General features: G+C 60.0%; 18 protein-coding genes and 1 pseudogene. 8 read left to right on the forward strand and 11 right to left on the reverse strand.

Annotated elements, in window-relative coordinates; all coding sequences use genetic code 11:
• On the reverse strand, positions 1-1902 hold the full coding sequence (gene quiC / locus BZL43_RS19815; RefSeq protein WP_095633862.1) for a 3-dehydroshikimate dehydratase QuiC: 1902 nt from the start codon (positions 1900-1902) through the stop codon (positions 1-3).
• 498 nt (positions 1903-2400) lie between these two features.
• Between quiC and BZL43_RS19820 the strand changes: the two genes are divergently transcribed.
• Positions 2401-3738, forward strand: coding sequence for an MFS transporter (locus tag BZL43_RS19820; RefSeq protein WP_095633863.1), 1338 nt, complete (start codon positions 2401-2403; stop codon positions 3736-3738).
• 49 nt (positions 3739-3787) lie between these two features.
• Here the strand turns inward: BZL43_RS19820 and BZL43_RS19825 are convergent.
• Both BZL43_RS19825 and BZL43_RS19830 read right to left on the reverse strand, forming a co-directional pair.
• Positions 3788-4669: pseudogene (locus tag BZL43_RS19825) on the reverse strand (DMT family transporter); the annotation flags it as partial.
• A gap of 134 nt (positions 4670-4803) precedes the next feature.
• Positions 4804-5580: an IclR family transcriptional regulator gene (locus tag BZL43_RS19830; protein ID WP_095633865.1), complete on the reverse strand. Its 777-nt coding sequence runs from the start codon at positions 5578-5580 to the stop codon at positions 4804-4806.
• Between the two features lie 244 nt (positions 5581-5824).
• Between BZL43_RS19830 and BZL43_RS19835 the strand changes: the two genes are divergently transcribed.
• Both BZL43_RS19835 and BZL43_RS19840 read left to right on the forward strand, forming a co-directional pair.
• Positions 5825-6718, forward strand: a complete 894-nt coding sequence (locus BZL43_RS19835; RefSeq protein WP_095633866.1) for a neutral zinc metallopeptidase — start codon at positions 5825-5827, stop codon at positions 6716-6718.
• On the forward strand, positions 6718-7677 hold the full coding sequence (locus BZL43_RS19840; RefSeq protein ID WP_095633867.1) for an N-acetylmuramoyl-L-alanine amidase: 960 nt from the start codon (positions 6718-6720) through the stop codon (positions 7675-7677). Before BZL43_RS19835 ends, BZL43_RS19840 begins: the two co-directional genes overlap by 1 nt.
• Positions 7678-7793: 116 nt before the next feature.
• Here the strand turns inward: BZL43_RS19840 and BZL43_RS19845 are convergent, their stop codons facing one another.
• The 3 genes from BZL43_RS19845 to BZL43_RS19855 all read right to left on the reverse strand — a co-directional run bounded on the left by BZL43_RS19845 (position 7794) and on the right by BZL43_RS19855 (position 9929).
• The gene (locus tag BZL43_RS19845; RefSeq protein ID WP_095633868.1) at positions 7794-8387 is read right to left on the reverse strand and encodes an HAD family hydrolase; all 594 of its coding nucleotides are present in this window, start codon (positions 8385-8387) and stop codon (positions 7794-7796) included.
• Positions 8384-9253 carry an acyl-CoA thioesterase II gene (tesB, locus tag BZL43_RS19850; protein ID WP_095633869.1) on the reverse strand — a complete coding sequence of 290 codons (870 nt, stop codon included), beginning with the start codon at positions 9251-9253 and terminating at the stop codon, positions 8384-8386. The genes BZL43_RS19845 and tesB overlap by 4 nt, the downstream gene beginning before the upstream one ends.
• Positions 9254-9359: 106 nt before the next feature.
• Complete coding sequence (locus BZL43_RS19855) at positions 9360-9929, reverse strand: GNAT family N-acetyltransferase (protein ID WP_095633870.1); 570 nt, start codon at positions 9927-9929, stop codon at positions 9360-9362.
• A 90-nt stretch (positions 9930-10019) separates the two neighbouring features.
• Between BZL43_RS19855 and BZL43_RS19860 the strand changes: the two genes are divergently transcribed.
• Together BZL43_RS19860 and BZL43_RS19865 are read left to right on the forward strand one after the other, a co-directional pair.
• Positions 10020-10940, forward strand: a complete 921-nt coding sequence (locus BZL43_RS19860; protein WP_095633946.1) for a histone deacetylase — start codon at positions 10020-10022, stop codon at positions 10938-10940.
• 282 nt (positions 10941-11222) lie between these two features.
• Positions 11223-12470, forward strand: coding sequence for a TIGR03862 family flavoprotein (locus BZL43_RS19865; protein ID WP_095633871.1), 1248 nt, complete (start codon positions 11223-11225; stop codon positions 12468-12470).
• Between the two features lie 59 nt (positions 12471-12529).
• Here the strand turns inward: BZL43_RS19865 and BZL43_RS19870 are convergent, their stop codons facing one another.
• Complete coding sequence (locus BZL43_RS19870; protein ID WP_095633872.1) at positions 12530-13864, reverse strand: DEAD/DEAH box helicase; 1335 nt, start codon at positions 13862-13864, stop codon at positions 12530-12532.
• A 78-nt stretch (positions 13865-13942) separates the two neighbouring features.
• Positions 13943-14869, reverse strand: coding sequence for a drug/metabolite exporter YedA (yedA, locus tag BZL43_RS19875; RefSeq protein WP_095633873.1), 927 nt, complete (start codon positions 14867-14869; stop codon positions 13943-13945).
• A gap of 163 nt (positions 14870-15032) precedes the next feature.
• On the opposite strand from yedA, the gene BZL43_RS19880 reads away from it, so the two are divergent.
• Positions 15033-15485 carry an Lrp/AsnC family transcriptional regulator gene (locus BZL43_RS19880; RefSeq protein WP_095633874.1) on the forward strand — a complete coding sequence of 151 codons (453 nt, stop codon included), beginning with the start codon at positions 15033-15035 and terminating at the stop codon, positions 15483-15485.
• Positions 15486-15640: 155 nt separating this feature from the next.
• Here the strand turns inward: BZL43_RS19880 and BZL43_RS19885 are convergent, their stop codons facing one another.
• From BZL43_RS19885 to BZL43_RS19895, 3 genes are all read right to left on the reverse strand, one after another.
• On the reverse strand, positions 15641-16252 hold the full coding sequence (locus tag BZL43_RS19885; RefSeq protein ID WP_095633875.1) for a PolC-type DNA polymerase III: 612 nt from the start codon (positions 16250-16252) through the stop codon (positions 15641-15643).
• Between the two features lie 22 nt (positions 16253-16274).
• Positions 16275-16754: an NYN domain-containing protein gene (locus BZL43_RS19890; RefSeq protein ID WP_095633876.1), complete on the reverse strand. Its 480-nt coding sequence runs from the start codon at positions 16752-16754 to the stop codon at positions 16275-16277.
• A 142-nt stretch (positions 16755-16896) separates the two neighbouring features.
• A complete protein-coding gene (locus BZL43_RS19895; RefSeq protein WP_095633877.1) occupies positions 16897-17649 on the reverse strand; it encodes a DUF2076 domain-containing protein in 753 nt (250 codons plus the stop codon).
• A 178-nt stretch (positions 17650-17827) separates the two neighbouring features.
• Here BZL43_RS19895 and BZL43_RS19900 point away from each other — a divergent pair, with 178 nt between their 5' ends.
• Together BZL43_RS19900 and BZL43_RS19905 are read left to right on the forward strand one after the other, a co-directional pair.
• A complete protein-coding gene (locus tag BZL43_RS19900; protein ID WP_095633878.1) occupies positions 17828-18502 on the forward strand; it encodes a YciC family protein in 675 nt (224 codons plus the stop codon).
• Positions 18503-18737: 235 nt separating this feature from the next.
• On the forward strand, positions 18738-19820 hold the full coding sequence (locus BZL43_RS19905) for an endonuclease/exonuclease/phosphatase family protein (protein WP_095633879.1): 1083 nt from the start codon (positions 18738-18740) through the stop codon (positions 19818-19820).
• The last annotated feature ends 222 nt before the right edge of the window (positions 19821-20042 follow it).

Raw genomic sequence — 20042 nt, forward strand, 5'->3', positions numbered from 1 at the left:
CTACAACTTTGCCTGACGTACGCCACCACTTCGCGATTTGGCCATGGCCGCCAGTCGCACGGCCACATTAGCCGCGCCGTAACCTGCGTAGCCGTTTTTGCGCTGAATGATTTCAAAGAAGAACCGCCCTTCGAACGGCTCGGTGTACACATGAAACAGCTCGCCACCCTGAGCATCGCGGTCATAGAGCACGTTGAAATAGGCCAGCTCGCTAAGGAATTCATCGTCGAAATCGAACCGCGCGGCGAGATCATCGTAGTAGTTGAGCGGGATATCCAGCAGCGGCACGCCCGCCTCCTTGGCGCGGCTGACTTCGGCAAAGATGTCGTCGCAATCGAAAGCGATGTGATGCACGCCGGAACCGCGATAACTCGACAGCGCGTGTGAGATAGCCGTGTTGCGGTTCTCGGAAATGTTCAGCGGCAGACGGATCGAACTGCAACGGCTGCGCAATGCGCGACTCTTCACCAAACCATACGGGTCGGGCAGCACCACTTCATCGTCGGCTTCGAAATCCAGCAGGCTTTTATAGAACAGCACCCAACTGTCGAGGCTGTCGGCGGGCAGTGCCATCGCCATGTGGTCGATGTGTTTGAGGCCACCGCTGGCCACGGCCGTCGGTTGCAGGTTGAAGTCGGTGCCGTAGACGTCAGCGTCCTTGTCCACCAGATAAATCAGACTGCCGTCCGGCGCTCGCACCGCTGCCAGTTCCAGCTCGTTGGGGCCAACGAGTCCGCGATAAGGCTGGCCTTTGTAAGCCACGGCACGGGCCAGCGCGCTGGCGCTGTCCTTGACCCGCACGGCGGTGGCGCAAAGCGATGGGCCGTGGGCCTCGAAAAAACTGTGGGCGAAAGAATAAGGCTCGGAGTTGAGGATCAGGTTGATATCGCCCTGACGCAACAGGCTGACGCTCTTGGAACGGTGCTGCCCGGCCTTGACGAAACCCAGCCGCTCCAACCAATGGGACAGCTTGGCGCCGAGGTTTTCATCCACAGCGAATTCAAGAAATTCGATGCCGTTGTATTCGCTGGCACTTGGGGTTTGGAACAGAATGTCGCGATTGACTGCGGGCGTGGCTTCCTGTTCCAGACGTTGGCGGGTTTTCTCTTCCAGATACAACAGCGAACGCAAACCGTCGGCGGCGTTGGCCCGTGGCGGTGCGGCGCGGAAGCCGTCGTTGAAGATCTCCAGCGACAGCGGCCCGGTGTAGCCGCTCTTGATGATGGGCGCGAGGAAGCCCGGCAGATCGAATTCGCCCTGGCCCGGGAAGCAGCGGAAATGCCGGCTCCACTCCAGCACGTCCATGGCCAATATCGGCGCATCGGCCATTTGCACGAAGAAGATCTTGTCGCCGGGGATCTGGGCGATGGCACTCGGGTCGCCCTTGAGCGATAGCGTATGAAAACTGTCCAGCAACACGCCGAGGCTTGGATGATCAGCCTGGCGAACGATGTTCCACACCTGTTGCCAGGTGTTCACATGCCGGCCCCAGGCCAGCGCTTCATAGCCGATTCGCAGGCCTCGACTAGCGGCCCGTTCGGCGAGCTGGTGCAAATCATCAATCAGAATCCGCTCATCACCGATCGAATCGGCCGAGGCGTTGCTGCACACCAGCACCAGGTCAGTGCCCAGTTCCTGCATCAGATCGAACTTGCGCTCGGCCCGCTCCAGATTGCGTGGCAGGCAATCGCGGCGGCAACCTTCGAAATCCCGAAAGGGTTGAAACAGCGTGATGGCGATTCCGAGATCGGCGCACATCTGCCTGATTTCCCTCGGACTGCCGTCGTAGTAGAGAAGGTCGTTCTCGAAAATCTCCACGCCGTCAAAACCGGCGGCGGCAATGGCTTCGAGTTTTTCCGGCAAGGTGCCGCTCAAGGAAACGGTGGCTATGGAACGCTGCATGTGTCGACTCCCGGTGGTGGGGACATTCTTGTTAGGCAAATTATTGGCTTGACGAATCCACACAGCAATTCAAAGTGTACTACCCGGTTAGTTTTGCGGGCGATTATCGAACACAATGGCGGTTGGCGAATTGACGATTTTTCGTCCACTGCGCAACATCGACACCACATTGAGTCCGGCCACGAACCCATGGACTCGGTTACCAAAGACCCTGAACACCACATAAAAATTTCAAAAAACGGGTACACGCTCATGCACTCATTCAACGCCTTGCTTGCTTGCTTGCTCAACCGCCCTCACGCCGTGCCTGGCGTCCATCCGAACCTTGCGCCCTCTGGGCCGAAGCGTGCCGCTCGCTGAATAACCCGTTGTCGTCAGCCCGACGAAAACACCTCAGCCGATCAATCACACCCGCGCCCTGGCGCCATCGATTGATCACGCGCCCTTGAAGTCCCGACAAGCCATGCTTGTCAGTCATTGAATGGATGGCACATACATATGATTCCTTCTCAAAGCTCTCGCGTGGCTCCGGCCATCGGCGTCGCCACTGGCGGCATCGGTGACAAAATCCGCGGCGCCATGGCCGTCGGTAAAACCCGCTGGGGGATGCTGGCGCTGGTGTTTTTCGCCACCACCCTGAACTACATCGACCGCGCCGCCCTGGGCGTGATGCAGCCGATCCTGGCCAAGGAAATGAGCTGGACGGCGATGGACTACGCCAACATCAACTTCTGGTTTCAGGTCGGCTACGCCATCGGCTTCGTGCTGCAGGGCCGGTTGATCGACCGGGTCGGCGTCAAACGCGTGTTCTTCTGCGCGGTGCTGCTCTGGAGCCTGGCCACCGGCGCTCACGGCCTGGCCACTTCGGCGGTGGGCTTCATGGTCTGCCGGTTCATTCTCGGTTTGACTGAAGCGGCGAATTACCCGGCCTGCGTGAAAACCACCCGGTTGTGGTTCCCCGCTGGCGAGCGCGCCGTGGCCACCGGCATCTTCAACGCCGGTACCAACGTCGGCGCGATGTTCACGCCCATGCTACTGCCGCTGATCCTCCACGCCTGGGGCTGGCAAGCCGCGTTCCTGTGCATGGCGGCACTGGGCGGTATCTGGTTGTTGTTCTGGGGTTTGAAGTACTTCAACCCTGAAGATCACCCGAGCGTCAAACAGTCGGAACTGGACTACATCCAGAAAGAAGTCGAGCCGGAACAATCCCGCGTACCGTTCTCGCGAATCCTGCGCATGCGTGGCACCTGGGCCTTCGCCCTCGCCTACTCGATCACCGCGCCGGTGTTCTGGTTCTACCTGTACTGGTTGCCGCCGTTTCTCAATCAGCAATACAACCTGGGCATCAACGTGACCCAGATGGGTATTCCGCTGATCATCATCTACCTCACGGCTGACTTCGGCAGTGTTGGCGGCGGGATTCTGTCCTCGTTCCTGATCGGCCGCGGGATCAACCCGATCAAGGCGCGATTGATGTCCATGTTCCTGTTCGCCTGCTGCATCATCGGCGTGGTCATGGCCGCCGGCTCGAGCAACCTGTGGCTCGCAGTGTTTGCCATCTCCCTGGCCATCGGTGCGCACCAGGCCTGGACCGCGAACATCTGGAGCCTGGTAATGGACTACACGCCCAAGCACATGATGAGTACGGTGTTCGGCTTCGGCGGGATGTGCGCGGCAATCGGCGGGATGTTCATGACCCAATTGGTCGGCCACATTCTGACGGTCACCCACAACAACTACACCGTGCTGTTCACCATGATTCCGGCGATGTACTTCATCGCACTGATCTGGATGTACTTCATGGCACCGCGCAAGATTCCTACCGTCACCGCGTAAACGCCCTTTCCCCGGCAGGCCTGATTCCAGGCCTGCCGCCCTCCTCTTGTCGACGCCGTTGTTGCCACGCCGCTGCCAACCCGCTGCAGCAAATCACCACGATCCCGATCACCGCAGTCAGAGTCGGCGTGTGGGAAAATAGCCACCAGCCCAGCAAACCGGCAAAGACAATCTGGCAATAGCCGAACGGCGCCAACAACGCGGGCGCTGCATGACGGAAGGCCTGGGTCAGCAACAGATGCGCCGTCATTCCGCACGCCCCCAGCGCCACCATCAAAACTCCATGCCCCACGCTTGGGACTTGCCAGAAGAACGGCACTAGCGCACTCATCACCAACGTATTGCAGAGCCCGGCGAAAAAATTGCTGGTGGTCGGGCTATCGATTTCGCTGAGCTTGCGGGTGAGCAACTGATAGAAACAGAAAAACAGCGCTGAGCAGAACGGCAGCAACACCGCAGGCGTGAACAGTTCGCCGCCGGGATGGACGATGATCAACACCCCGATGAACCCGCAAATCACTGCCAGCCATTGGCCGCGCGTCACCTGCTCACCGAGCAGTGGCACTGACAACGCCGTCACCAATACCGGTGCAAGAAAATTCACCGCCGTGGCTTCGGCCAACGGAATGAACAACAGCGCAGCGGTAAACAGCAGACTGGTTGCCAACAAGCACAACGCCCGCATCAACTGCAGCAATGGCCGCTTGGTGCGCAGGACGCGCAACCCGGATTGCGGGAGAAAAATCCCGGCCATCAACAAGGTATGAATCACGTACCGAGCCCAGACCACCATGACGACCGGATAAAACCCGCAGAGGTATTTCGACAAGGCGTCATGGCTGGAAAACAGAAAGGTGGCGACCACCACCAGCAGGATGCCTTTGAAAGGATGATGGACGCCGCAGAGCGGGGTGCTGATAGACGACGTCAAGGCGAGGTTCTCTTCTGGCGGGATAGTTCCAGTAATTTAGAACCCGGTTCCAGATTCTTATAGTTGCACCGATTGAAAGTGTGCGAACAGCGCACGGTTTTTAATCGACTTCAGATCGATGGGGGCAAGCGCCATCAGCTAAAGAGTTCCGACGCCTGACTCGCTGCCGACAGCTCTTGGGTGAAGGCCAACAACATCGGTGCCAGTTCATGCAGTCGCGCTCCCGGCAGCCGCGCGCTCGGTCCGGCAATGCTGAGCACGCCGATCACTCGCCCCTGCAAGGGATGACGGATAACCGCAGCAATCGCCGACGTGCCTACCGCCGAACTTTCCTCGACCCAGGCATAACCTTGCTCCCGCGCCAGGCGCAGCCGCTCCAGCAGTTCGATGTTGGAGCGAGGCGCATTGGGGCCCAGGCCCTCGGGCGTCTCGATAGCCTGTCGTTCAACCAGCGACAACGCTTCGGCATCGCTCATGCTAGCCAGCCACGCATGCCCGGAAGCGGTATAGAACAGTGGCGCATCGCGCCCCATATCCGGGTCGTAGCGCAGGCCGGAACGGGCGCCCTGGGATTTGGCGATCCAGGTCTGGCGCTCGCCTTCGATTACCCCCAGACGCACCAGTTCGCCGGTCTCCCGGGCCAGCCGATCCAGCACTGGCTGGACGATGTCGGCACCACTGCCGGACAAGTAACGAAAGCCCATCGCGACCAGTTTGGTCGATAGGTGATAGCGCAGGTTTTGCGGATTCTGCCGCACATACCCCAGACGAATCAGTTCGGCGAGCAGACGGTGGGTCGCGCTCTTGGGAATGTCCAATTGCTCGGCGAGAGTTTGCATCGGTAGACCTTGAGGTTCACCGGCAAGGCTTTCCAGCACGCTGAAAACACGTTCGATCTGACTGCCTGCCATGGGGAGATTCCAAATGAAATTTGGCTGATTCTAAAAGACAACTCAGAGCAAGCAAAATCTGGAACTTGTACCGCAGCAAGCTTGACCGAACCTGCAGTACCCGTCCGTCCCTGAAATCGCTAATGTCGCCACTGACGAGAACCCCTGGCGCCAAGGGCTGTCAGACGACCGGACTGGCGCCATACCTACTCACCGGCAACACTCATCACCATGCGCCTTCATCAGGCAAAAAAGAGGATCCCCCATGCTTTGGAAAAAAGGCCGACGCAGCGACAACGTGGTCGATGCCCGTGGCGATGATGTCGGTGGTGGGGGCGGTGGTATGCGTTTTGGTGGAGGCAAGGGCCTGAGCCTGACGGCGATCCTGTTGATCGTCGGGATCGGCTGGATCACCGGCCAGGACCCGCTGCAAATCCTCGGTCAACTGACCGGGCAAATGAGCGAACAGTCAGCCCCGGCCCCCACCCAAACTCGCAAGGCGCCACCGGCCAATGATGAAGGGGCCGAATTCGTGCGCTCGATCCTCGGCGATACCGAAGACACCTGGCGCCAGATTTTCCAGCAGGCCGATCGGCAATATAAAGACCCGACCCTGATTCTGTTCAGCAACCGCGTCAACTCGGCCTGCGGCCTGGCGACTTCGGCGACCGGTCCTTTCTATTGCCCGGCTGACCAGAAGGTCTACCTCGATATGAGTTTCTTTCAGGAAATGTCCCAACGCTTTTCCGCCGCCGGCGACTTCGCCCAGGCCTACGTGATTGCTCACGAAGTCGGGCACCACGTGCAGACCCTGCTCGGCGTTTCCGCGAAGATTCAGGCCGCTCGCCAACAGGGCCGGCAAATGGAAGGCGACAATGGTTTGCTGGTGCGTCAGGAATTGCAGGCCGATTGCCTGGCCGGCGTCTGGGCCCACAATGCGCAAAAACGTCTGAACTGGCTGGAACCCGGAGACATCGAAGAAGCCTTGAACGCCGCCAACGCCATCGGCGACGACCGCTTGCAACAGCAAGGTCAGGGCCGCGTGGTGCCGGACTCCTTCACCCACGGCACGTCGGCCCAGCGAGTGCGCTGGTTCAAGGCCGGGTTCGCACAGGGCCAGGTCGGCCAGTGCGACACCTTTGCGGCGAAGAATCTGTGATGCGCAAGTGGCTGCTGGCTCTGCTGATTACCTGCGCAAGCACCCAGGCTGCCGAGCAAGGGGTCAAGGCGATCAGTTCCGGGCGTTTGCTGTTGAGCGCCGGGGAAATCGCAGTCAGCCTGGGCCCGACACCGGAAAAAATCGAACGCGTGCTGATCATCGTCCATGGTCAATTACGCGATGCTGAAACCTATCGCCAAAGCGCCGAACGCGCTGCCGAGCAAGCCGGGCAAAGCGCCAACACCCTGGTCCTCGCCCCGCAGTTTCTCAACGAAACCGACGTCGCGAGCCATCCGGTACCGGACAGCGTTTTACGCTGGCAAGGCAATGACTGGATGGCCGGCGGTTTATCCACCGCGCCGTTTACGCTGAGCGCCTATGCGGCGCTCGACGAAATCATCGCGCGCCTGGGTGATCGGCGACAGTTTCCGGACGTGAAGCAAATCGTCATCGCCGGCCATTCCGACGGCGCTCAGGTGGTTCAACGTTATGCCTTGCTGAGCCACCCTCAGCCAGCCCTCGAGGCGGAGGGCGTGAAGGTGCGCTACGTGATCGCCAATGCTTCGTCGTACGCGTACTTCAATGAGCAACGGCCGGTGGCGTTCAGTCACGCGGGATGTCCGGATTTCAATCGCTGGACGTACGGGCTGGCGGATCTGCCCGCCTATACCGAGGGACAAACACCTGCGCAACTCGAAGAAAGCTACGTCAAACGCGACATCGTTTATTTACTCGGGCAGCAGGACATCGACCCGAATCATCCGCAGCTGGATAAAAGTTGCGAGGCCAAAGCCCAAGGTGCTTCTCGATTGATTCGTGGCCGCCACTATTTCAATTATCTGAAACGGCGCCATCCACAAGGGCTGAGTCAGCAACTGATCGAAGTGCCCGGGGTCGGGCATGATGGGGATGGAATGTTGACCTCGCCTGAGGGGCAGAAGGTGTTGTTTGGTCAGTGAGTTTTTGTGGTGTCTGATCTGACGCTTTCGCGGGCGAGCCTCGCTCCTACAGGTGGCGGTGTGAGCAAGGAACGTCACATCACCTGTAGGAGCGAGGCTTGCCCGCGAAGAGGCCCTCAAGCCGAAAGCATCTGCCGCAACGCCACGCAATCGGCTGCATGCCAATCCGTCAATTCAGGCCACGGATTATCCGGCAGATTCACCAGCACCGTCCGTGTCCCCGCCGCACGCCCGCAATCCAGATCAAAGCGGTAATCGCCGACCATCACCATTTCACTCGCCGGCACTTTCCAGGCTTCGGCCAGTTTCAGCAATCCACCAGGATGCGGCTTGGGCGGCGCTTCATCGCGGCCCAGGACATCCTCTGCCGCAAAGCAATCAGCCAGGCCGATGGCCTCCAGCGTGACATGCGCCAGCTCACGAGCATTGCGCGTGAGGATGCCCAGGCGATACCCGCGCCCGGCCAACTCACGCACCAGTTCCACCGCGCCCGGCGCCGGTTTCGAACCCAACGCCAGATCCCGCTCGTGCTCCAGCAGCCACGCATGTTTGGCCGCGGCTTCATCGGCCGGCAGTGCCGCCAGGTGGGTGAGGATGTCCTCTTCGGCGGGAATCGCCAACGCCACGCGAATCGCCGCGAAGTCATGCACCGCCACCGTCAGGGTGCCGTCCATGTCGAACACCCAGTGCCGCACCTGGGCCAGGCTCATGCCCAATCCTTGCGATGGCGAATCAGGCCTTCCTGAGTGACCGAAGCCACCAGTTGCCCGGCACGGTTGAACACGCTGCCGCGGGAGAATCCGCGCGAGTTGCCGGCCCACGGGCTGTCCATGGCGTACAGCAACCAGTCATCGGCGCGCAGGTCAGCGTGGAACCACAAGGCGTGGTCGAGGCTGGCGACCTGCATGTCTTTCTGCCAGACCGATTTGCCATGGGGCAGCATCGAAGTGGTCAGCAGACCGAAGTCCGACGCGTAGGCCAGCAGGTATTTGTGCAGCGCCGGCGTGTCCGCCAAGGCGCCATCGGCGCGAAACCAGACGTATTTGACCGGGTCGGAAGGTTGAGGGTTGTAGGGGTCTTTCTCGGTCACCGGCCGGACTTCGATCGGTTTCGGGCACAGCAGTTTTTCACGCATGTGCTCGGGGATCAGGTGCGCTTGGAGCTGGGTGAGTTCCAGCTCCGATGGCAGGTTTTCCGGGCCGACTACTTGCGGCATCTCAGTCTGGTGCTGGAAGCCTTCTTCATCGTACTGGAACGAGGCGCTGCAGGTGAAAATCGGATGGCCCTTCTGGATCGCCGTCACCCGGCGCGTGCTGAAACTGCCGCCATCGCGCACCCGATCGACCTGATACACCACCGGCAATTTGGCATCGCCCGGGCGCAGGAAATAACCGTGCATCGAATGCACATGGCGCGCCGCCTCGACGGTCTGACTGGCCGCCGACAAGGACTGGCCGAGTACCTGGCCGCCGAACAACTGGCGAAAACCCAGGTCCTGGCTGCGGCCACGGAACAGGTTTTCTTCAATCGGTTCCAGGGTCAGCAGGTCTACCAGATCTTCCAACACTTGGCTCATTCAGACTCTCCTCACACAACGCAATGCCGCGCAGTCTTGGCTGCAGCGGTCGATTCAGTTTATGGCCCGCTTCAACATGAGGGCCATTGTAAACGTCCGCGCCTGCTTATCCATGCAAGGTTTGCAGCCATTGCTCACGGGTGATGCGGTACAGCACGTGGGGACGCAGCGGATGATCGGCTGCAAGCCGCGGGTGCTCGAAGTCATCGGCGGGGGCATGGTGCATGCCTATCGCTTGCATGACTTTCCCGGATGGCAAATTGGTCTTTGTGGTGAATGCGACGACCTCTTGCAGTGCCAACCGATCAAACCCGCAGCGCAGAGCGGTCCACGCCGCCTCACCGGCATAGCCCAGGCCCCAGTGCTCGCGCGCCAGGCGCCAGCCGATCTCAGTGGCCGGCGTGAATGGCGCATCGAAGCCGACCACACCCAACCCGGTAAACCCGATGAACGCCCCGGTGTCCTTGCGCTCCAGTGCCCAGAGGCCGAAACCATGCTCGGCAAAATGCCCGCGAATACGCCCGATCAACGAGGCACTTTCCACTCGACTCAAGGGTGCCGGAAAATAACGCATCACTTGTGGATCGGCGCACATCGCCGCAAACGCCGGCAAATCCTCATCACGCCACTGCCGTAACAACAGTCGCGCGCTTTCGAGTTCCAGTATCGGCTCCATCGTGCCTTCTCCCCCGTTTCCATGCTGCGAGTCTACATCGCTGGTAGGATCGTTCACTCATTCCTGCCTGCCTTGCTGTATAAATCTGCCATGCCTCTGCCACTGATCTACCACGAAGACTACAGCCCCGAGTTCCCGGCGGATCACCGCTTCCCCATGGACAAGTTTCGCCTGCTGCGCGATCACTTGGTGGACAGTGGCCTGGCCCGCGACACTGACTTGCTGCGCCCGGACCTCTGCCCGCCAGAGATCCTCGCCCTCGCCCATGACCCTGCGTATATCGAACGCTACATGGGCGGCGAATTGTCCCGCGAAGATCAACGACGCCTCGGCCTGCCCTGGAGTGAAGCGCTGGCCCGGCGCACCGTGCGGGCGGTCGGCGGTTCGCTGCTGGCGGCCGAACAGGCACTGGAGCATGGTTTGGCCTGCCATCTGGCCGGCGGCACCCACCACGCACATTACGACCATCCCGCCGGGTTCTGCATCTTCAATGACCTGGCGGTGATCAGCCATTACCTGCTGGAAAGTGGCCGAGTGAATCGGGTGCTGATCTTCGACTGTGATGTGCATCAGGGCGACGGGACTGCACGAATCCTGCACAACACCCCTGAGGCGATCACCGTTTCCCTGCACTGCGAAAAGAATTTTCCTGCACGCAAAGCCGAAAGTGATTGGGACATTCCATTGCCGATGGGCATGGGCGATGCCGATTACCTGAAAGTGGTGGACGATGCCCTCAATTATTTGCTGCCGCTCTACCAACCGGACCTGGTGCTGTACGACGCCGGCGTCGATGTGCATAAGGACGACGCCCTGGGTTATCTGAAGCTGACAGACGAAGGCGTCGCCGCTCGCGATGAAAGCGTGATGCGTCATTGCCTGGGCCGGGATATTCCGGTGGTCGGCCTGATTGGCGGCGGCTACAGCAAAGACCGCAAGGCCCTGGCACGCCGTCATGGCATCCTCCACCACAGCGCCCAACGGGTGTGGCAGTCATCAGGTTGTCATTGATGTGTGGGTCTTTACCCACAATGCCTGTGGAACCGCCTGTGGATAACCTGAGTGAAAGGGCTTGCAAGCCATGCTGCCTATAGCGTGCAACGGAGTGGTTGTTTTTTGATCAGCTCTTGAACACACCAATGATCCCTGTGGGAGCGGGCTTGCCCGCGATGTGGCCGGTACATTCAACATCATTGTTGCCTGACAGTCCGCTATCGCGGGCCAGCCCGCTCCCACAGTGACCGTGCACTGCTAGAATGCCCGCCTTCATTCCGCCATACCGCAGCGCATTCCATGACCCAGCCTTCCACTTCCCTCCCCCCTCACGTCGCTGTCATCGGCGGCGGCCCCGCCGGTTTGATGGCGGCTGAAGTGCTGAGCCAGGCCGGGATCAAAGTCGACCTGTACGACGGCATGCCTTCAGTGGGGCGGAAATTCCTCCTCGCCGGAGTCGGCGGCATGAACATCACCCATTCCGAAGCCTACCCGGCGTTTCTCTCGCGCTACGCCGAACGCGCGCCACAAATTGCGCCGCTGCTGCGATCCTTTGGCGCCGACGCGCTGTGCCAATGGATTCATGACCTGGGCATCGAAACCTTTGTCGGCAGTTCCGGGCGGGTGTTTCCGACCGACATGAAAGCCGCGCCCCTGTTGCGCGCCTGGCTCAAACGCCTGCGCGATGCCGGCGTCGTTATCCATACCCGCCATCGCTGGCTCGGTTGGGATGACAACGGTGACTTGTGTATCCGCAGCCCTGAAGGGGAAAAAACCGTTCAAGCCGATGCCACCCTGCTGGCCCTCGGTGGCGGCAGTTGGTCGCGCCTCGGTTCGGACGGTGCCTGGATGTTGGCACTGGAACAGCGCGGTGTCGGACTGGCGCCGCTGCAACCGAGCAATTGCGGCTTCGAGGTGCAGGCCTGGAGCGAATTGATGGTCAGCAAATTCGCAGGCGCCCCGCTGAAAAACATCGCCATTGGCCTCAATGACGATGTACCGCGACTTGGAGAATGTGTGATCACCGCCACGGGAATTGAAGGCAGTCTGATCTATGCCCTGTCGGCGCCGATCCGTGAAGCGATCAATCAACACGGCTCGGCGACCATTCACCTCGACCTTTTGCCGGGCAAGCCTGTGGATAAAATTCAGTCTGCGCTGAGCAAACCGCGCGGCTCACGTTCCATGGCCAAACACCTGCACAGTCAGCTTGGGCTTGATGGCGTGAAAGCGGCGCTGTTGCGGGAACTGACACCGGCCGACTGTTTCAGCGATCCGGCGCTGCTGGCCAAAGCGATCAAGGCATTGCCGCTGACGCTGGTGAAAACCCGGCCATTGGACGAGGCCATCAGCAGCGCGGGGGGCGTGATGTTCGAGTCGATGGATGAACGTTTGATGCTCAAGCAACTGCCCGGCGTGTTCTGCGCGGGGGAAATGCTCGATTGGGAAGCGCCGACCGGCGGCTATCTGCTGACCGCGTGTTTCGCCAGTGGGCGAGCAGCGGGGTTGGGGATGGTGGAATGGCTCAAGGCCGGCGGCAAGCTATAAGCTGCAAGACGGGCGCATTTCTGCTTGCCGCTTGCAGCTGATAGCTTATAACTGCTTCTTTACGGCTTACGCTTACGCGGTCCGGTGTTAAACACCGGCACTTTACGCACAGGCTTGATCGAAGGCTCCGGCGCCGAGGCATCACCGCTTTCGACCCATTTACCCAGGTTGCGTTTGCCGCCACTGGAGGTTTTTGGCTTCTTCGGTTTTTTCGGTTTCTTGACCACCTGACCGCTGGCATCGGTATCCGGCACGCGGTGCTCAGGCTCGAAGTCCTGCTCCATCTGACGAGTCAGCGTCTGACGGGTCAACATCTCGATGGCAGACAGCTGATTCACCTCATCGGCACACACCAGCGAAATCGCCTGCCCGGTTGCGCCCGCACGGCCGGTACGACCGATACGATGGATGTAGTCCTCGGCCACGATCGGCAGGTCGAAGTTGACCACCAATGGCAAATCTTCGATATCCAGACCACGCGCGGCCACGTCGGTGGCGACTAGGATCTGCACTTCACTGGCCTTGAAACGATCCAGTGCCCGCTGACGGGTCGCCTGAGGTTTGTCGCCGTGGATGCCGTCGGCATTGATGCCCAGGCCCTGGAGTTTTTCCACCAGCGCGTCTACGCCGTTGCGGGTCTTGGCGAACACCAGCACCTGCTTCCACTTGCCCTTGCGCATCAAGTGAATGAACAGCTCCGGCTTGCGCTTCTTGTCCACCGTCACCACCCATTGCTTGACGGTGTTGGCAGCGACGTTGCGCGGGCTGACTTCGATGCTCAGCGGGTCGTTGAGCATTTGCCCGGCCAGCAGGCGGATCGCATCGGAGAACGTGGCAGAGAACAACAACGTCTGACGCTTCTTCGGCAATACGCGGTAAATGTTCCCCAGCTCTTCGGAAAAGCCCAGATCCAGCATGCGATCGGCTTCGTCCAGCACCAGGGTTTGCAACTGGTTGAACTTGAGCGCGTTCTGACGGAACAGGTCGAGCAAGCGGCCCGGAGTCGCCACCAACAAGTCGACGCCCTTGCGCAGCTTCATCATTTGCGGGTTGATGCTGACGCCGCCGTACACCGCGTACGTGCTCAACGGCAGATTCTCGGCATACTGGCGCACGGCTTCGTGAACCTGCTCAGCCAGTTCGCGGGTCGGCACCAGGATCAGTGCGCGCACGGAGTTGGCGCTGACTTTCGGCCCTTCCATGGCCAGCAATTGCAGCAACGGCAGAGCGAAACCGGCGGTCTTGCCGGTGCCGGTCTGGGCGGCGGCCATCAGGTCACGACCGGCCAGCACCGCCGGAATCGCTTGTGTCTGCACCGGCGTAGGGGTCTGGTAGCCGAGCGTCTCGAGAGCGCGCAGCAAGGGTTCGATCAGGCCAAGGGTGGCGAAAGTCATGGGAGTACCGTAGGAAAATTCAGCGCGGGTTTTTCAAAACAAGTGTGCAAAACAAGATGCAATGGCGCGCAGTTTACCCTAATTCGCGCGGGATTCTGTCGGCACCACTACGCCAGGCCGATCGGCACCACGGCGCCACTGCGGCAACCCGATCAACACCACGGCACTGATGATCACCGCCATGGCCAGCGCTTCCTCGATACCAATGGTCTCGCCAACGAACACAATCCCCAGCAACACCGCCACCGCCGGGTTGACGTAGGCATAACTGGTGGCCGCCGCCGGACGCACGTGTTTCAGCAGGTACATATAGGCGTTGAAGGCAATGATCGAACCGAAGAGCGTCAGATAGGCCAAGGCGGCCCAACCTTCGATCGGCGGCATAGCCTCCAGATGCTCACCGCTTACCGCGCTGCCGATCAACAACACCACGCCACCCACCAGCATTTCCACCGCACTGGCCATCGCGCCCTGTGGCAACGGCAAGTGTTTGCTCCACACCGAACCGAACGCCCAGGACGCTGCCGCGAACACCAGCAACGCCGCGCCCAACGGGCTCGATTGCAGATTGGAACCCAGGTTGAGCATGGCGATACCGATCAGCCCGAGCATGATCCCGGCCCATTCGAGACGGGTATTACGCGCGCCCCAGAAATATCCACACAACAAAGTGAATAGCGGCACCGTCGCCACCGCCAACGCGGCAACGCCGGAGGCGACACCGGTGTGTTCAGCCACGCTCACCGCACCGTTACCGAAGGTCAGCAACAAAATCCCGATGATCCCCGCCGCTTTCCATTGCGCCCACGTCGGTGCCGGGGCACCCCGCCAGCGCAGGAACGCGTACATCAATGTTCCGGCGATCACGAAGCGGATACCCGCCAGCAACAAGGGCGGCCAGTACTGCACGCCAATGCGAATCACCAGGTAGGTCGATCCCCAAATCACGTACAGCGCGAAAAAAGCAGCGATCAACGGTAAGGAAAAACGGCGTAGGCCAGGCATGGGCAGCTCGAGAACAAGACAAAGAGAGCCGCTATTCTAGAAAGGCCAACGGCAGAAAATAAGTTACAAAACCTGTTTATAGCGCCGGTACACTTTTCAAAACACGGAGTTCAGCGCTATAAACCGTGCTTTCGAAAGTCAGCCTTTTTTCAGGAATGCCACGATGGACAAATACGACCGCATGCTCCTCAGCGCCCTGTTGGAAAACGGTCGTGCGTCTTACGCCGATCTGGCACGCAAGGTGAACCTGTCCGCTCCGGCGGTGGCCGAGCGCGTGGCCAAACTTGAGGCCTGCGGAGTGATCACCGGCTACCAGGCGAAAGTCGACATGGCCAAACTCGGCTTGCCGATCCAGTGCGTCATCGAACTGCGCCTGAACCAGCACGGCAACCAGAAAACCTACGACGAACTGATCAAAATCCCACAGCTCACCGAATGCCACCGCGTCACCGGCGACCCGTGCGTGATCATGCAAGCGGCGGTGGGCTCGATGCCGGAACTGGAAGAGTTGATCAACCGGATCGCCACGTTCGGGTTCAGCAAGACCTCGATCGTGCTGTCCAGCGCCATCGAGAAGCGGGTGCCGTTGGGGCAGTTGGAAGGGAATGGCAAATAGTTCTTCTGTAGGAGCTGTCGAGTGGAACGAGGCTGCGATCTTTTGATTTTTAGGATCAAGATCAAAAGATCGCAGCCTCGTTTCACTCGACAGCTCCTACAGGATGATCTGCACCCAAAAAGTTGGACAGAATCAGGAGATCGGCGGTGTTTCTGTCAGAACCCGCGATACCGCTTCAGATGCTCATTGATTTTCGCCGCCGGCACTTTCTGCAAACTGACGAGCAGATCATGGGACAACTCCCGCAACCCATGCTTGCGCCGCAATTCTTCAGCAAGATGCGCCGTCAGGTTGGCCGCCATTTCCGCATCGGCCATGGCCCGGTGCGCCTTGCCGGTATTGGGCAGGCTGGCGAACGTGGTGAGGGTGCCGAGTTTGTGGTCCGGCGCGGCGGGCATCAGGCGGCGGGCGAGTAACAGCGAGCAGGCAAAGTTCTGCAAGCGTGTGCGTTTGATTCGCCCGAGTTCGTAGTCCCAGAACTTCTGGTCGAACGCAGCGTTGTGCGCCAGCAGCGGCGTGATGCCAACGAATTCGTTGACTTCATTCATCACCTGCTCGGCCGAGGGCGCGGTGCGCAGCATGGCGTTGCTGATGCCGGTGAGTTGCTCGATAAAAGCCGGCACCCGCACGCCAGCGTTCATCAGGCTTTGGTAACGCTCGACAATGCGCCCCTGCTCGAGAATCACCACGGCGATTTCCGTGGCCCGGCAGTTGCTGTTCGGGGAAAGCCCAGTGGTTTCAAAGTCGATGACTGCTATGCGTTCCAAACCTGTTTCAACTCCGTAAAAATCAATTCTTGAGCAGCAACGCGCCTTCGATCGGCACGTAACGGCTGGCAGCGCGAATCAGCGAATTGGCGGTGAGACCGGGCACGCCATAGGCCACCGCTTGCACGCCGTGCTTGCTGATGATGCGCTCCAGCAGCATGTCGAAATCACCGTCGCCGGAGGCCAGCACGATTTCGTCGACGTGGTCGGCGGCGTCCATGATGTCGAGGGTGATGCCCACGTCCCAGTCGCCTTTGGCCGAACCGTCGCTGCGCTGGATGTAGGGTTTGAGCTTCACGATGAAGCCGAGGTTGCGCAGGATCTGCTGAAACTGCTGCTGCTTGCTGTCGCCACGATCGATCGCATAGGCATAGGCCTCGACGATCTGCCCTTCTTTGCTGACGTCAGCCCACAGCGCGGCGTAGTTGAAGTGGCAACCATAGGCCTGACGCACGGTGTAATAGAGGTTCTGGACATCGGCGAACACTGCGATTTTTTTCACCGTACATCCTCATTGGCGTGCCGAAGCGCGGGCAGGATCAGGCACCGGGCCCGAAAAGTTGCCCAGTATGCCAGCCCGAAGGATTGTTCCGCGAATAATCGGCCATGTGGTGAGGGAGCAAGACTCCCTCACCACTGATGAGTCAGACGAAGGAATCGTCGTCGCCACCGAAGAACGATGAATTGTCATCGCTATAGTCGGCGTCAGCGTATCCGCCTTGATCGCTGGAATTGTCAGCCACCCGCTGATCGTCGCCCCAGCCATTGCCGCTGTCGCTCTGATCGTTGACCTGAGCCGGTTCTTCCTTGATGACTTCAACCACTTCCGGCTGCTGAGGGTGCTGGAACAGACTGCTGATGCCCTGCGCCAGCATCACGCCACCGGCCACGCCCGCTGCGGTTTTCAATGCACCACCGAGGAAGCTGCTGCCGGCGGCCTGTTGTGGTGCGTAATTTTGCTGCTGTGCGGCACCGAAGTTTTGCTGTGGCGGCTGCGAGTTGAATGACGGCCGCCCCGGTTCACGCCAGCCGCCATTGGAGGGGGCTGCGCTTTGAGTCGGCGCAGGCTGTGGATCACGAGATCCACCACCGAAGATGCTCGACAAAAAGCCACCGCTGCTCGGCGCCGGTGCCGTCGCCTGAGCCTTGGCCGATTGCAGTTCAGCCTGCAATTGCTGGATTTGTTGACTGAGTTGCTTGTTCTGTTCATCGAGGCTCTTGATGGCTGCCTCTTGCACCAGAATCGCCTGGGTCATGAAATAGCCCGCCGCGGGCTGGCGAGTCAGGTGTTCCTTGATCCGCGCTTCGGCCTGGGCGTCGCGGGGGGCTGAATCCGTTTCGGCTTGTTGCAGCCGGGAAAACAGTCCATCGATCAGGGTTTGTTCTTCGCTGTTCATGGCGACCTCATAGATTGCCTGGAATATCGTCGCCCTCATCCACGGTGGACAAGGTGCTCACCCGTAATGGGGCTGATACAGGATGTTTCAATGACCTTTACCGAACGTTTACGTTTGCGCCCCAAAGGGGTTCATCGGTTAAAGTGAGGCACCTGCTTTCGACCTGCGATACCGACTGATGAATCCGTTCGATGTACTGCGTGACTCTCTGTATTTCTTCAAGCGCAATCTGCGCCAGATCGTGCAGCTGTGCCTGCCGCTGGTGATTTTCGAGGCGCTGCTGCAACAGGTGGTCGACCACTCCACCAAGCCGGACAGTTTCCCCGGCATCAGTGTATTGGTCGGCTTGCTGGTGTATCCGCTGTACACCGCCGCGCTGATCCTGTTTCTCGATGCCCGCAGCCGTGGCGAAACGCCACGCACCCGCGACTTGCTGGCGACTTCCGCGACCCTGTGGCCGCGTTTCGCCCTGCTGACCGCTCTCAATACCCTGCTGATCCTGATCGGTCTGTCGCTGTATTTCCTGCCGGGGATCTGGCTGATGGTGACGCTGGCGTTCGGCGAATACCTGCTGGTGCTGCGCGGCCTGGCACCGCTGGCGGCGATGAAGGAAAGCCTGCGCCTGACCCGCGGGAATTTCCTGCGCATTCTGGTGTGCATTCTGTGCGTGATGGGCCCGCTGTGGGTACTCAAGGGGGCGACGCTGGCGGCTTACCCTGAGCCGCAGAACCCGGTGATCTCGCTGCTGATCGACAGCGCCCACAGCTTCCTGCAACTGTTCACCAGCGTGGTGGTGTTCCGTTTGTTCATGCTGATTAGCGATGCGCCCGAGAAGGTTGACGGGGCGCTTTGAAGAACGCTGCGATCCCTGTAGCAGCTGGCGAAGCCTGCGTCCGGCTGCGAAGCAGTCGTAATCCAGCGAACGTGGTCTATCTGATTCAACGTGAACACTGATTTCACGACTGCTTCGCAGCCGGACGCAGGCTTCGCCAGCTGCTACAAGGGTATGTGTTGCGGCTAACTGATGGGCATGCCGTTTGCGCTCGGTTATGCTCGGGTCCATCTTTTGTAACGCTATAAGCCGAGCCATGCCCCGTCTACTGCGCTACACCCTGCTGTGCGTGCTGATTGCCATTGGCCTGATTGCATTGATGATCTACAGCCTCACCTGGCGCCCCGAAGCCAAGGAAGCGCTGCCGGTCAGTTGCAACGCCCAGGCGCCGACGCTGGTGCCCGGCCAGGCGCTGAAGGTGATGACCTGGAACGTCCAGTACCTGGCAGGCAAGCGCTATGTGTTCTGGAATGATCTGGCCAACGGCACCGATGAAAAACCCACACCGGAAGACATGGCCTTCAGCCTCGACGAAGTGGCGCGGGTGATTCGCGACGAGCAACCTGATGTGGTGCTGTTGCAGGAACTCGATGACGGCGCCAAAGCCAGTGACTACCAACACCAGTTCAAATTGCTTCAGGATCGAGTCACTGACCTGTATCCCTGCAGCGCTCAAGCCTTCGACTGGAAAGCCGACTTCGTGCCTGAACCGCGTATCTTCGGCAGCGTTGGCCGGCAACTGGCAACCCTGAGCCGCTACCGGATCGAACAGGCCGAACGCCTGCAATTACCGGTCGCTGCGGCCAATTTCATCAGCCGTCAGTTCAAGCCGAAAAACGCCGTGCTGGTCACTCACCTGCCATTGGGCAACGGCGGCCAAATGGCCGTGTTCAACACCCACCTGGACCGTGCCACCACCCCGTTCGACGAAACCTTGCAACGTCAGGTGACGGCCATAGCCAAGGTCCTCGACAAGTATGAAAGCCGCGGCACGCCGTGGTTGATCGGCGGCGATTTCAACCTGTTGCCGTTGGGCCAGCATCGACGCCTGCTACCCGAGCAAAGCACGCCCTACTCCGCAGACAGCGCGCTGCATGTGCTGTGGGACAAATACCCGATGATTCCCACCAACAACGAAGCCAGCGGGATCGACCGGGCGCAATGGCTGACCCATTACCCCAATGACCCCGGCTTGAACGGCCCGGACCGGACCGTCGACTACCTGTTTTACAGCCCACGCATCAAACGGGTCGAGGCAAAGGTGAAGCAGGACGATACGTTGCGCATTTCCGATCATTTGCCGGTGATTGCGCGGTTTCTGTTGCCGGCCGCGCCTTAGGCGTTGATCGCCGCCTTGCCGCTCCGGACCTAGGCTGCAATCTTTTGCTTGAGGCTGGCGCGGTTGACGCGAAAGGTCACTGGATCCATTATGCCGAAGGAATTATTCAGCGGTTTCGGTCCCCGTAAAATCGTACTTAAGGCCCCTGCCTTGGATGAGGTGCAAGCCTTGCAAATAGGCAGGGGCTATCGCCCCCCTTCCATGACGTCTGAAATGGCCTGA

Source organism: Pseudomonas sp. PICF141, from assembly GCF_002286815.1.
Taxonomy (GTDB): domain Bacteria; phylum Pseudomonadota; class Gammaproteobacteria; order Pseudomonadales; family Pseudomonadaceae; genus Aquipseudomonas.

Bases quoted from the DNA above. Each gene is read 5' to 3' on its own strand.
- quiC (WP_095633862.1), bottom strand. From the start codon at position 1,902: ATGCAGCGTTCCATAGCCACCGTTTCCTTGAGCGGCACCTTGCCGGAA.
- BZL43_RS19820 (WP_095633863.1), top strand. From the start codon at position 2,401: ATGATTCCTTCTCAAAGCTCTCGCGTGGCTCCGGCCATCGGCGTCGCC.
- BZL43_RS19830 (WP_095633865.1), bottom strand. From the start codon at position 5,580: ATGGCAGGCAGTCAGATCGAACGTGTTTTCAGCGTGCTGGAAAGCCTT.
- BZL43_RS19835 (WP_095633866.1), top strand. From the start codon at position 5,825: ATGCTTTGGAAAAAAGGCCGACGCAGCGACAACGTGGTCGATGCCCGT.
- BZL43_RS19840 (WP_095633867.1), top strand. From the start codon at position 6,718: ATGCGCAAGTGGCTGCTGGCTCTGCTGATTACCTGCGCAAGCACCCAG.
- BZL43_RS19845 (WP_095633868.1), bottom strand. From the start codon at position 8,387: ATGAGCCTGGCCCAGGTGCGGCACTGGGTGTTCGACATGGACGGCACC.
- tesB (WP_095633869.1), bottom strand. From the start codon at position 9,253: ATGAGCCAAGTGTTGGAAGATCTGGTAGACCTGCTGACCCTGGAACCG.
- BZL43_RS19855 (WP_095633870.1), bottom strand. From the start codon at position 9,929: ATGGAGCCGATACTGGAACTCGAAAGCGCGCGACTGTTGTTACGGCAG.
- BZL43_RS19860 (WP_095633946.1), top strand. From the start codon at position 10,020: ATGCCTCTGCCACTGATCTACCACGAAGACTACAGCCCCGAGTTCCCG.
- BZL43_RS19865 (WP_095633871.1), top strand. From the start codon at position 11,223: ATGACCCAGCCTTCCACTTCCCTCCCCCCTCACGTCGCTGTCATCGGC.
- BZL43_RS19870 (WP_095633872.1), bottom strand. From the start codon at position 13,864: ATGACTTTCGCCACCCTTGGCCTGATCGAACCCTTGCTGCGCGCTCTC.
- yedA (WP_095633873.1), bottom strand. From the start codon at position 14,869: ATGCCTGGCCTACGCCGTTTTTCCTTACCGTTGATCGCTGCTTTTTTC.
- BZL43_RS19880 (WP_095633874.1), top strand. From the start codon at position 15,033: ATGGACAAATACGACCGCATGCTCCTCAGCGCCCTGTTGGAAAACGGT.
- BZL43_RS19895 (WP_095633877.1), bottom strand. From the start codon at position 17,649: ATGAACAGCGAAGAACAAACCCTGATCGATGGACTGTTTTCCCGGCTG.
- BZL43_RS19900 (WP_095633878.1), top strand. From the start codon at position 17,828: ATGAATCCGTTCGATGTACTGCGTGACTCTCTGTATTTCTTCAAGCGC.
- BZL43_RS19905 (WP_095633879.1), top strand. From the start codon at position 18,738: ATGCCCCGTCTACTGCGCTACACCCTGCTGTGCGTGCTGATTGCCATT.